Source organism: Xanthomonas sp. JAI131 (assembly GCF_013410075.1).
GTDB lineage: Bacteria > Pseudomonadota > Gammaproteobacteria > Xanthomonadales > Xanthomonadaceae > Xanthomonas_A > Xanthomonas_A bonasiae.
On record NZ_JACCCN010000001.1, the window covers coordinates 1,241,788 to 1,253,548 of the forward strand.

Sequence of the window (11,761 nt, forward strand, 5' to 3'; positions counted from 1 at the left end):
TAAAAGAAAGAAGCGCTCCCGCGGCTCGCCGTGGTGTCGTAGCGCTGGAAACCCAAGCCGCCCTCCCCGCGCCTGCGCGATGGGCGGCGAAGCGTGACCAGAAGCGAAACCCCATGGCGTTCCGCGCGGTAGCAGCGCGAGGAACGCAACAATGAAGCGAATGCTGATCAACGCCACGCAGGCGGAAGAACTGCGTGTGGCCATCGTGGACGGCCAGACCCTGTACGACATCGACATCGAGCAGCCGTCCAAGGAACAGAAGAAGTCCAACATCTACAAGGGCCGGATCACGCGGCTCGAACCCTCGCTCGAAGCCGCCTTCGTCGAATACGGCGGCGAGCGCCACGGCTTCCTGCCGCTGAAGGAAATCTCCCGCGACTACTTCCAGGCCGGCGTCGACCACAACAAGGCGACGATCCGCGAACTGCTGCGCGAGGGCCAGGAGGTCGTGGTCCAGGTGGACAAGGAAGAACGCGGCAACAAGGGCGCCGCGCTGACCACGTTCATCTCGCTGGCCGGGCGCTACATGGTGCTGATGCCGAACTCGCCCAGCGCCGGCGGCGTCTCGCGCCGGATCGAGGGCGAGGACCGCGCCGCGCTGAAGGAAGCGCTGGACAAGCTGAACATCCCCGACGACATGGGCGTGATCATCCGCACCGCCGGCGTCGGCCGCGATGCCGAAGAGCTGCAGTGGGACCTGGACTACCTGCTGCAGGTGTGGAAGTCGATCGCCGAGGCCGCGCTGGCCAAGCCGGCGCCGTTCCTGATCTACCAGGAATCGCGGCTGATCATCCGCGCCCTGCGCGACTACCTGCGCGCCGATATCGGCGAGATCCTGGTCGATACCCCCGAGATGTACGGCGATGCCCAGGAGTTCATGCAGCAGGTGATGCCGCAGAGCCTGCGCAAGCTCAAGCACTACACCGACGACATCCCGCTGTTCAACCGCTTCCAGATCGAGTCGCAGATCGAGGCGGCCTACGAGCGCAGCGTGCGCCTGCCGTCCGGCGGCTCGATCGTGGTCGACCAGACCGAAGCGCTGACCGCGGTGGACGTCAACTCCTCGCGCGCGACCAAGGGCAGCGACATCGAGGACACCGCGTTCCAGACCAACCTGGAGGCCGCCGAAGAGGTGGCGCGCCAGCTGCGCCTGCGCGACCTCGGCGGCCTGGTGGTCATCGACTTCATCGACATGGCCTCCAACAAGCACCAGCGCGAGGTCGAGAATCGCCTGCAGAACGCGCTCAAGTACGACCGCGCGCGGGTGCAGATCGGGCGCATTTCGCGCTTCGGCCTGCTCGAAATGAGCCGCCAGCGCCTGCGTCCGTCGCTGGGCGAGTCCAGCCAGATCGTGTGCCCGCGCTGCGACGGCCATGGCCGCATGCGCAGCGTCGAGTCGATGTCGCTGTCGATCATCCGCGTCGCCGAAGAGCATGCGATGAAGGAGAACACCGGACAAGTGCTGGTGCAGGCCCCGGTGGAGATCGCCAACTACCTGCTCAACGAGAAGCGCCGCGCGCTCAGCGAGATCGAAAAGCGCCACGACGCGCCGATCGTCATCGTCGCCGACGAGCAGCTGCACACCCCGCACTACGAAGTGACCCGCCTGCGCGAGAACGAGCTCGGCGAGGAAAGCGCCAAGCCCAGCTACCAGCGCAACACCCCGCGCAAGCTGCCGGTGCATGCGCTGACCAAGGCGCAGCTGAACATTCCGGCGCCGGCGGTGACCAATGTGAAGCACTCGCAGCCGGCCCCGGTGCGCGAAGTGGTCGAGGCACCGGAACCGGTCGCCGCGCCCGTGCAGGTCCAGGCGCCGGCGCCCGCCCCGGTCGCGGCGCCGGCCACCGGCGTGGTTGGCTGGCTGAAGCGGATCTTCGGTGCCGGCGAAAGCCCGGCGCCGGCCCCGGCCGCGAGCGAGCCGGCACAACGCCAGCGTGCCCATGACGGCAACCGCAACCGCAACGACCGCGGCGACCGCAACGCGCGTCGCGACGGCGGCAACCGCAACGGCGGCCAGGGCGGCAATGCCGCCCGCGGCAACGGCGGCAACGTGCGCCGCGACGAGCGTCGTCCAGGCAACGGCGGCGGCAACCCGCAGGGCGGCCAGCAGAACCTTGCGCCCAAGCCGCCGCGCAACGAGCAGGCGCCGCAGCAGGCCAAGCCGCAGCAACAGAACCCGCAGCAGCCGAAGGCGCCGAAGCAGCAGCAGCCGCAGAACCCGCCGCGCCAGCCCAAGCCGCAGCAGGATCCGGCGCAGGCCGCCCTGCAGGGCGACAAGCCGCAGCGTCAGCCGCGCCAGGATGAAGTCGCGGCCAAGCCCGTTACCGCACCTGCCGCCGCAACGCAGGACGCCACCACGATCGCGGCCGCTGCCGTGGCCGGCGGCGCCGTCGCGCTGAGCGGCGATGCGCCAGCCAGCGAGGCCAACACCACGGCTTCGACTCCGGTGACGGCACAGCCGAACCCGGCACCGGCAGGCGTCGACGAGCGCGAGAGCGTTGCGGAAACCGCGCAGGCCGTACCGGTCGGCGAGAACGGCGAAGCCGACGACGCCAATGGCGAGGCCGGTGGTCGCCGCCGTCGCGGCCGTCGTGGCGGCCGTCGCCGTCGTCGCGGCAATGGCGAAGCCGGCAGCGGCAGCGAGGGTGCAGCGTTCGACGACAACGACCTGGATGCCGGCGACAGCGACGGCGACGGCGAAACCGCGCCGGCGCCGAGCCGCAGCCAGCCGGAGTTCGACTTCGACGACGACGCAGCGCCCGCCGAGGCCGCCGAGGCCAAGCCGCAGCAAGCGCCGCGTGCGCCGCGGGAGAAGCGCGAGCCGCGGCCGCCGCGTCACGAGCAGGCCGCTAACGCCCCGGCGCCGGTCGTTGCTGCAAGCGTGGAGCCGCAGGCCGAGGGCGATACCGCCCCCGCGCAGCAGACCGCACCGGTCGCCGCAACCGCAGCGCCGCAGACCGAGGACCGCACCGTGCAGGTGCAGGCCGCGCCGGTGGCCGCAGCCGCAGCGATCGCAACCACGCCTTCCGTTGCCGTGACGGCATCGGTCGACGCAGCATCGGTCGGTACCGCACAGGCGGAAACGGTGGCGCCGGTAGCGGCGGCACCGCTGCCGTCCGTCGTCGCCGAGGCGCCAGCGGCGCGTTCCGAGGCAGCGACTGCCGCGGAGCCTGCTCCGTCGATCGTCACCGAGTCGGCCGCTTCCGCAACGGCGTCTCCGGAAACCATCGAGGACGCACTGCAGCCGACGCCGACGCCGATTGTCGAGCAGCCCGCCCCGGTTGCCACGACCAAGCACGACGCCGGAATGGAAACTGTTGCAGCGTCGGCTGCGCCGGTCGAACAGGCGGTCACGGCATCCACGACGGGCAGCAAGCCGCAACAGGACGCCACGACGGCGCAGCAACCGCTCGCCGAGGAAGAAGCGCCCAGCAAGCCGGCCTACGTGCCGGTGCAGACCACCCTGCTGGACGTCTTCCATGAAGAGCAACCGGCCGCCGCGGTCGCACCGACGCCGGTGCACGCGCCGGTCGCTGCCGCTCCGGTGTCAGACAGCGCCGAAAGCCGCCACGTCGGCGATGCCGACCCGGCACCTGCCGCTGCGGCTGGCAACGGCCTGTTCGATGCGCCCGCCGCTCCGGCGGACGCACCGGTCAGCGTCGCTCAGCACCAGCCGCATGCCAGCAAGTCCGGCGAAGGCGAAAGCGACGACGACAAGGAGCACAAGGAACGCGCCAGCTGATCCGGCGCCGTTCTTCGCAGCAGAAAAAAGCGGCCTTCGGGCCGCTTTTTTTGTCTGGGCGTGGATCCATCTCTATTCGCGCACCACATCAAGGACGTGCGCAGCTTGGGCGCACGCGATCGGAGCGGACCGAACACGGAATCGGGAACCGATGGCGGGAGACGCTCGCCGTTGGAGCGACCGCTCAGGCCTCTGCGGTCCAGAGCCCCGGATAGTCGCGCACGAAGCCCTCGCCGGTCGCATACAGCGTCGCCGAATAACCGAAGCGCTTCGCTTGGTAGGCGTAGGCATCGTCGGCGGTGCGCGCGTAGTGCTGCATGAGCTCGCTGAGCGTGCCGCCGCCGTCGAGGTCGACCCAGGCCGCCGGGGCGTCGGCGCCCTCGCCCACTGCCAGGCGGAGCCGGCGCAGTTGCAGCAGGTTGGTGGCCGGCGTGAAGCCGAGGTCGAGGTCGATGCAGTGCGACACGTCGGCCACCGGCCGGCCGTTGAGCGTCCAGTGGCCACGCGCATCGCGCGCGATCGCGAGGTCGACCGTCCCGCCGCCGAGCCAGCCGCGCACGGTGCCCCATTGCGTATGCCAGTGCAGATCGCATTGCACGCGGTACTGCAACTGGCCGATGCGGCCATGTTCGAGGCGGAACACGGCGGCGCCGTCGAGCTGCCATGCGCTGGCGTTGCGCTGCAGCCGGCAAGCGTCATGGCCCGGTGCGTCGAGCCTGCGCCACAGGATGGAGGCAACGGTTTGCATGCCGCGGATGATGCCGGGGGCGGACACCCGAAGCAAACCCTGCAAACTGGCGACGTCCGACGGCACCGCATGCACACGACGGACACAAAAAAAGCGACCCGTCAGGTCGCTTTCCTTTGCGCAAGGAAAATCCGGTGCGCTACAGCGGATGCGCCGGATCCAGCAGACCGTACTGCGTCGCCAGCCGCGCCAGCGCGATGTTGTCGTGGATGCCGACCTTCTCGAACAGCCGCGCCTTGTGCGTGTTGACCGTCTTGGCGCTGAGACTCAAACGCTTGGCAATGTCTTCCTGGCGCAGTCCGCGGGTCAGCAGCAGCGCGACTTCCAGTTCGCGCGGAGACAGCGCATCGAACGGCGAACCGCCGCCTTCCAGATTGGCCAGTGCCAGGTTCTGTGCGATGTTGGCACCGAGATAGCGCTTGCCCATCGCCACGTCACGCACCGCGCGCAGCAGCTCCTGCGCGTCGCCGGCCTTGCCCACATAGCCGGACGCTCCGGCCTCGAGCAGGCGCTTGGGCAGCGGGCCGTCCTCCAGCACCGACACGATGATGACCTTGGTGCCGTGATCGCCCTTGACGATGCGCTCGGTGACCTCGAGCCCGCTGACGCCAGGCATGTGCAGATCGCAGAGCACGATGTCCGGCTTGAGCTGGCGGATCTGCGGCATCGCGGCCTCGCCGCTCTCGGCCTCACCGACGATCTCGATATCGGTCTGATTCGAAAGGATCAGCTTCATGCCGGTACGGACAAGAGCGTGATCGTCGACCAAAAAAACTCTAATGGCCATCTCGTATAACCCCAACGCAGCGAACGCCGCATAGTCAGACTAGCGGCGTGAATTGTTCAGGGCAACTACAATTTGTAGACAAAATCATCCAGACTTCACAGCCTGCTCAGCTAGCCACGCCGCACTGTCATCATGCTGAAAAAACACCACACCGAGCTTACTCAAGGCTCGGCACGCAGGGCGAGTGACCAGCCTGTTCGCTCCTCTAGGAAAGCGCGGCGGTACCTGCGTCAGGCAGGCGCAGTATCGCGGCTGGCCAGCGACAACGTTATCAGGGCAAAGCCTGATATCGGGTCAGATTTTCCTGACCTCGCTCGACCCGAAATCCGAGTTTCGATGCAACAGTTGTACGCCGTACCGAAGCGGAATTTTCTGACGCTCCACAACGACCACATGTCAGGCGCGCATGGCGCATGCAACCAGCGCAATCGCACGCGCGAAGGGCGCGCTCGGCGCTTGTCGAAGAAACAGGGTCGAACCGACTGGCGGAGAGAGTGGGATTCGAACCCACGGAAGGTTTGACCCTTCGCCGGTTTTCAAGACCGGTGCCTTAAACCGCTCGGCCATCTCTCCGATTGCGACTACACCACTTCACGCTGCATGCCAGATTGCCTGGCATGCGCTTGCAACTGATTAGAACGGCTCACAGCGTTGGCGTGGCGCTGCGGCCGCGCATTTTCGCACGGCCGCGCCGGTTTTGCTCAGCCGGCTTCGACCGCCATCGCGCCCAGGGTCGAATGCTTGACCTTGATCCGCTCCGGGCAGCCGCTGCAGTCCAGGCGCGAGGCCTCGATCTGGCGTGGCAGGTGCTCGGCGAGGAAGTCGATGAACACGCGTACCGCCGGCAACAGGCCGCGGCGCGAGGCGAACACGGCGTGACAGATGCCCTGCGGCAGCGACCATTCCGGCAGTACCACTTCCAGTTCGCCGTTGCGCACCGCGTCGGCGCAGACCGTTTCGGGCAGCAAGGTGATGCCGAAGCCGTCCTTGACCATCGACTGCAGCAACGGGAAATCGAAGCCGGCCACGCGCGGCTGCAGGTCGACGCGGCGCACTTCGCCGGCCGGTCCGTGCAGTTCCCAGCGTTGCCGCGCCTCGTCCTCGCTGATGCTCAAGGTCACGTGCGAGGCCAGCTCTTCCGGATCCTTGGGACGCCCGGCGCGGTCGAGATACTTGGGGCTGGCGACCAGCAGTTCCTGCACCTGGCCGAAGCTGCGCATCACCAGGCTGCCGTCGTCGTCCAGGCGCGAGCGCACCCGCAGCGCGACGTCGTAGCCCTCGTTGATGATGTCCACGCGGCGGTTGCTGATGTTCAACTGCAGGCGCACTTTCGGGTACTGGTCGAGGAACATCGGCAGCAGCTTGGGCAGCTGCATCTGCGCCAGCGACACCGGCACGCTGACCCGCACCAGGCCGCGCGGCTCGGCGCTGAGCCGATCCACCACCTCGCGCGCGGCCTGCGCCTCGGCCAGCATCGTCTGCGCGTGGCGATGCACGCTCATGCCCAAGTCGGTGACCGCGAAGCGGCGCGTGGAGCGCTGCAGCAGGCGCACGCCCAGATCGGTTTCCAGCTGGCTGATGCGGCGGCTCAGGCGCGACTTGGGAATGCCCAGGGCGCGCTCGGCGGCGGCGAAACCGCCGTGATCGACCACCATCGCAAAGTAGTACAGGTCGTTGAGATCGTGCATGTTCTTTCGATATTTAGAACGATGGATGAAATCGCGTTGGATTCATTCTACTCCCACAACGATCCGGGCTGTGCAATCGGGCCTGCCTGGCATGACGCATCCCCGAGCGCGTCGCGGCGGCCCGTCCGGCAGCAACGCCGCAGCGGCTCCCGGTTCGCGGCAGAGTGATGACGTGAACGCCCTGCCCCAGCCCTGAGCCTTGCATCGGCACGTGGCTGCTGGGTCGTTCGCAGCCATTCAAGCATGCAGCAACACCGGCGTCTTGGTTGCCGGTGCGCCGATGCGATCGAATGCGCCTGACCCTAACGCAGACGAGCGACGTGCCAGGGATGCCAGGTCGGATGGAACTCTTGCCTGGGGGCGGGCGAATGCGCAGCCACCGCATCCGCACAGCGGCAAGGCACAGGACGCCACGCCGGAGCGGCTTTCGTCAACCGGCAACGACGGTGGGAGCGAGGTCAGTCGCGACAGGCGTTCCCGGCAATGCCCGTCGCGGCTGACCTCGCTCCCGCACTTACCGCCGGAGACTGCCGCACGACCGGCCGCCGCGCCGCGTGCGCAGGGGCCTGAAGCTCAACCGATGCGGTCGATACCGCCCATGTACGGACGCAGCGCGTCGGGTACGTCGATCGAGCCGTCGGCGTTCTGGTAGTTCTCCATCACCGCGATCATCGCGCGGCCGACCGCGGTGCCGGAGCCGTTGAGCGTGTGCAGCAGTTCCGGCTTGCCGGTGGCGGGATTGCGCCAGCGCGCCTGCATGCGCCGCGCCTGGAAATCGCCGCAGTTGGAACACGAGGAGATCTCGCGGTAGGTCTGCTGCGACGGCAGCCACACTTCCAGGTCGTAGGTCTTGGTCGCCGAGAAGCCCATGTCGCCGGTGCACAGCAGCACCTTGCGGTACGGCAGCCCCAGCGTTTCCAGCACCACTTCGGCGCAGCGGGTCATGCGCTCGTGCTCGGCAGCGCTGTCCTCGGGACGGCAGATGCTGACCAGTTCCACCTTCTCGAACTGGTGCTGGCGGATCATGCCGCGGGTGTCGCGGCCGCCGCTGCCGGCCTCGGAGCGGAAGCACAGCGAGTGCGCGGTCATGCGCAGCGGCAGGCGCTCGGCCTCGACGATCTCGTCGCGGACCAGGTTGGTCAGCGAGATCTCCGAGGTGGAGATCAGGTAGCGCTTCTGCTCGCCGAGCTGGGTGGCGAACATGTCCTCTTCGAACTTGGGCAGCTGGCCGGTGCCGTACAGGCTGTCGGCGTTGACGATCACCGGCACGTTGGTTTCCTGGTAGGCGTGCGGACCGGTATGCAGGTCGAGCATGAACTGCGCCAGCGCGCGGTGCAGGCGCGCGATCGGCCCGCGCAGCACGGTGAAACGCGCGCCCGACAGCTTGGCCGCGGTCTCGCCGTCCAGCCAGGCGTGGCGCGCGCCCAGTTCCACATGATCCTTGACCTCGAAATCGAAGGCGCGCGGCGTGCCCCAGCGCTGCACCTCGACGTTGTCGGCCTCGTCCTTGCCGGCCGGCACGTCGGCCTGCGGCAGGTTGGGAATCTCCAGCGCCAGCGTCTCCAACTGCGCGCGGATCTCGTCCAGGCGCTGTTCGGAGGCCTTCAGTTCGTCGCCGAATCCGGCGACTTCGGCCATCAGCGCGGCCACGTCCTCGCCCTTGGCCTTGGCCTGGCCGATCGCCTTGGAACGGCTGTTGCGCAGGCTCTGCAATTCCTGGGTACGCACCTGGATGCGCTTGCGGTCGGCCTCCAGCGCTTCCAGGGCGGCCACGTCCAGCGCATAGCCGCGGCTGGTGCGCAGGCGCTCGGCAAGGTCGGCGGGCTGTTGGCGGAGCAGGACGGGATCGAGCATGGGCGCGGCACGTGGATGGATCGGAGCCACGCATTATCGCCTGTCGGCCGCGCTTTTGCCGAAACAGCGAGGCTGCGCCGCGCTGCGCACCCGATTAACCGCGGCTATGCCAGAATCCAGCGGTTCCCTACGGTGAGTCCCATGTCCACGTCGCCTCCGTCCTCCAACACCGGCATCGTGCTGCGCCTGCCGCGCCGCCTCCTCGTGATCGTCGGCATCGCCTTCTGCGCAGGGCTGCTGCTGTTCCTGGCGGTATGGCTGGTCGGGCGCAAGGACAACGACTTCTACAAGCCGCAGCCGGCGCAGGTGCAGCAGGATGCGGCAGAGATCAAGCCGCTGCCCGAACCCCTGCCCGCCGGCAGCGGCGCCAGCGACATGCCGCAGGCCAAGCCGCCGGCAGCGGAAGAAGCACCGAAACTGGTGGAGACCGCGCCGCCGGCCCCGCCGCCCGCCGATGCGATGGCGCCGGTGCCCGGCGGCACCGAAGGCGCTGCTGCGGGAACGAACGCCACCGCACTGGCACCGGGCGATCGTCCGGTGCCGCTGGAAGGGCAACCGCCGCCGCGCTATCCGTCGGCGGCCTTGCGCCGCGGCGACAGCGGCACGGTGGTGGTGCGGGTCGAGGTGGACGCGAGCGGCAACCCCGGTGGCGTGGCCCTGGTCAAGCGCAGCGGCTCGCGCGAACTGGATCGCGCCGCGATGGAAGCCGTGCGTCGCTGGCGCTTCCGCCCGGCGCAGCAGAAGGGCCAGGCGGTCGCCGGCAGCCTTGAGATTCCGTTCGACTTCAAGCCGGCTCAGTAAGCTGAACGAAACTTGCGGCGCGCGCTGCGCGTTCACAGGTGGCTGACACACCTTGAACAGGATCGAGGCAAGACTGGTCGCGTCCTCAAGACGCAGGAGCACGACCATGTCGAGACCGCACGATACTCAGGAGCTGTACACGCGGGAAAACGACACCAAGGCCCGTTCGCATGCCCACCGGGGTTCGCCTTGGGCATGGATCCTTGTCGTCGCGCTGGTGCTGGCGGCCGGCGGCTGGTGGCTCAGCCGCGATCGCGGCGACGACATGCCTACCAATGTCCCCGCGCCGGCGACGCCTGCCAACGATCCTCCACGCGCTCCGTAGCGACGCGCTCGCCGGACCGCCTTGCGGCCGGCAAACGATGCACACGTCGCGGCCTGCGCCTGGCAGGCCGCGGCCCCCCTCAACCGGCAGCGACCAGCCCGAATCCGGCATTGCGCGCCAGCGTGTCGAAGCCCGGGAACGAGGTCGCCACATTGGCCACATCGTTGATCCGCACCTCGCCATCGGCCAGCTGGCCGGCAATCGCGAACGCCATCGCGATGCGATGGTCGCCGTGGCTTTCGATCACCCCGCTACCCAGCGGGCCGCCATGGATCGTGGCGCCGTCGGCCGTCTCGTCGACGACGATGCCCAGGCTGCGCAGACCGGCGGCCATCGCGGCCAGGCGATCGGATTCCTTGACCCGCAGCTCGGCCGCGCCGGTGACCACGGTCTGGCCATGCGCCGCGGCGGCGGCGGCGAACAGCGCCGGGAACTCGTCGATCATGTCCGGCACCACCGCTTCGGGAATCTGCGCTCCGCGCAATGGCGCGTAGCGCACCCGCAGATCGGCCACCGGCTCGCCGCCGTGTTCGCTGTGATTGTGCTCGGCGATGTCCGCGCCCATCAGCCGCAGCGCCGCGAGCAGGCCGGTGCGGCGCGGATTGAGGCCGACCGCGCGCAGGGTGATGTCCGAACCCGGAACGATGCTGGCGGCGACGATGAAGAACGCCGCCGAAGAGAAATCGGCCGGCACCGCGATGTCGGTGGCGCGCAGCCGCTGGCCGCCACGCAGGCGCGCCTGGCCGGGCTCGAACGCGATCTCCACGCCGAACGCGGACAGCATGCGCTCGGTGTAGTCGCGGGTCGGATGCGCCTCCTGCACCGAGGTGACGCCGTCGGCATACAGCCCGGCCAACAGCACCGCCGACTTGACCTGGGCACTGGCCACCGGCGAGGCGAACTCGATGCCGTGCAAGGGCTGCCCGCCATGGATACGCAGCGGCGGCACGCCGTTGGCGTCGGTGTCGATGCGCGCGCCCATCAGCGCCAGCGGCTCGGTCACGCGGCGCATCGGCCGCTTGGACAGCGACGCGTCGCCGACCAGCACGCTGTCGAACGGCTGCGCCGCCAGCAAACCAGCGAGCAGGCGCATGCCGGTCCCGGCATTGCCGCAATCCAGCTCGCCCTGCGGCGCCTGCAAGCCATCGACGCCGACACCATGCACGATCCGCTGCGACGGCGACGGCGTCTCGATCCTGACCCCGAGCCTGGCGAAGATCGCCGCGGTCGACCGCGTGTCCTCACCCTCCAGGAACCCATCGATATGCGACACCCCATCGGCCAGCGCCGCGAACATCACCGCCCGATGCGAGACCGACTTGTCGCCCGGCACATTCAACGTCCCCTGCAAGGCAGAGCCCTTCGTCGCGATCCAGTACTGCTCGTTGCTCATCACCGTTCCTGAGATTGCCGTCGTCACCCGCAAGCGGGCCCCGCGCTGTTGATCTTGTTGTTGCAGCCGATTCCACTGTTGCTGCTGCTGTTGCTTTTGCTGCTGTTGCTTTTGCTGCTGTTGCTTTTGCTGCTGCTGTTGCTGCTGTTGCTGCTGTTGTTGTTGCTGTTGTTGCCCTTCGCTTTTCAGGCGTCCCCATTGAGGGTCGGCGAGCGGCCTGGGAAGAACCCCGCAGGGGCGGCGCGCAGGATGCGCGACGTTTTTCGCTGGCACATGGATGTGCCATCGAAAAATCCCAGGTTGCTCGCGGACCCCGCGCGCAGCGCGGGGCGACCCGACTGGGGCGGCCTTTCTTTTGCTTACTTTTCTTTGGCCGTACAAAGAAAAGTAAGTCGCGCAACGCGCGAAAGCCTTTGCTTCTAG

At 68.3% G+C, this 11,761-nt stretch carries 9 protein-coding genes and 1 tRNA gene; 4 read left to right on the forward strand and 6 right to left on the reverse strand.

The annotated features are described in order from the left end of the window. The first annotated feature begins 151 nt into the window (after window positions 1-151). Window positions 152-3,742, forward strand: a complete 3,591-nt coding sequence (locus tag HDC36_RS05115) for an Rne/Rng family ribonuclease (protein WP_179564975.1) — start codon at window positions 152-154, stop codon at window positions 3,740-3,742. 184 nt (window positions 3,743-3,926) lie between these two features. On the opposite strand, the gene HDC36_RS05120 is transcribed toward HDC36_RS05115, so the two are convergent. The 5 genes from HDC36_RS05120 to serS all read right to left on the reverse strand — a co-directional run bounded on the left by HDC36_RS05120 (window position 3,927) and on the right by serS (window position 8,819). Further along, window positions 3,927-4,490 (reverse strand): putative glycolipid-binding domain-containing protein, encoded by a 564-nt coding sequence (locus HDC36_RS05120; protein ID WP_179564977.1) that lies wholly within the window; start codon window positions 4,488-4,490, stop codon window positions 3,927-3,929. A 139-nt stretch (window positions 4,491-4,629) separates the two neighbouring features. Continuing rightward, window positions 4,630-5,277 carry a response regulator gene (locus HDC36_RS05125; protein ID WP_145706360.1) on the reverse strand — a complete coding sequence of 216 codons (648 nt, stop codon included), beginning with the start codon at window positions 5,275-5,277 and terminating at the stop codon, window positions 4,630-4,632. A gap of 483 nt (window positions 5,278-5,760) precedes the next feature. After that, window positions 5,761-5,850 (reverse strand) — tRNA-Ser (locus HDC36_RS05130). A gap of 128 nt (window positions 5,851-5,978) precedes the next feature. Continuing rightward, window positions 5,979-6,965 carry a LysR family transcriptional regulator gene (locus HDC36_RS05135; RefSeq protein WP_179564979.1) on the reverse strand — a complete coding sequence of 329 codons (987 nt, stop codon included), beginning with the start codon at window positions 6,963-6,965 and terminating at the stop codon, window positions 5,979-5,981. A gap of 573 nt (window positions 6,966-7,538) precedes the next feature. Beyond that, window positions 7,539-8,819: a serine--tRNA ligase gene (serS, locus tag HDC36_RS05140; protein WP_179564981.1), complete on the reverse strand. Its 1,281-nt coding sequence runs from the start codon at window positions 8,817-8,819 to the stop codon at window positions 7,539-7,541. Between the two features lie 141 nt (window positions 8,820-8,960). Here serS and HDC36_RS05145 point away from each other — a divergent pair, with 141 nt between their 5' ends. Together HDC36_RS05145 and HDC36_RS05150 are read left to right on the forward strand one after the other, a co-directional pair. Beyond that, on the forward strand, window positions 8,961-9,620 hold the full coding sequence (locus tag HDC36_RS05145; RefSeq protein WP_179564983.1) for an energy transducer TonB: 660 nt from the start codon (window positions 8,961-8,963) through the stop codon (window positions 9,618-9,620). Between the two features lie 106 nt (window positions 9,621-9,726). After that, window positions 9,727-9,945 carry a hypothetical protein gene (locus tag HDC36_RS05150; RefSeq protein WP_179564985.1) on the forward strand — a complete coding sequence of 73 codons (219 nt, stop codon included), beginning with the start codon at window positions 9,727-9,729 and terminating at the stop codon, window positions 9,943-9,945. 79 nt (window positions 9,946-10,024) lie between these two features. Here the strand turns inward: HDC36_RS05150 and aroA are convergent, their stop codons facing one another. Then, on the reverse strand, window positions 10,025-11,338 hold the full coding sequence (aroA, locus tag HDC36_RS05155) for a 3-phosphoshikimate 1-carboxyvinyltransferase (RefSeq protein WP_179564987.1): 1,314 nt from the start codon (window positions 11,336-11,338) through the stop codon (window positions 10,025-10,027). 78 nt (window positions 11,339-11,416) lie between these two features. On the opposite strand from aroA, the gene HDC36_RS05160 reads away from it, so the two are divergent. Next, window positions 11,417-11,761, forward strand: a complete 345-nt coding sequence (locus HDC36_RS05160) for a hypothetical protein (protein WP_179564989.1) — start codon at window positions 11,417-11,419, stop codon at window positions 11,759-11,761.

Bases quoted from the DNA above. Each gene is read 5' to 3' on its own strand.
- HDC36_RS05115 (WP_179564975.1), top strand. From the start codon at position 152: ATGAAGCGAATGCTGATCAACGCCACGCAGGCGGAAGAACTGCGTGTG.
- HDC36_RS05120 (WP_179564977.1), bottom strand. From the start codon at position 4,490: ATGCAAACCGTTGCCTCCATCCTGTGGCGCAGGCTCGACGCACCGGGC.
- HDC36_RS05125 (WP_145706360.1), bottom strand. From the start codon at position 5,277: ATGGCCATTAGAGTTTTTTTGGTCGACGATCACGCTCTTGTCCGTACC.
- HDC36_RS05135 (WP_179564979.1), bottom strand. From the start codon at position 6,965: ATGCACGATCTCAACGACCTGTACTACTTTGCGATGGTGGTCGATCAC.
- serS (WP_179564981.1), bottom strand. From the start codon at position 8,819: ATGCTCGATCCCGTCCTGCTCCGCCAACAGCCCGCCGACCTTGCCGAG.
- HDC36_RS05145 (WP_179564983.1), top strand. From the start codon at position 8,961: ATGTCCACGTCGCCTCCGTCCTCCAACACCGGCATCGTGCTGCGCCTG.
- HDC36_RS05150 (WP_179564985.1), top strand. From the start codon at position 9,727: ATGTCGAGACCGCACGATACTCAGGAGCTGTACACGCGGGAAAACGAC.
- aroA (WP_179564987.1), bottom strand. From the start codon at position 11,338: ATGAGCAACGAGCAGTACTGGATCGCGACGAAGGGCTCTGCCTTGCAG.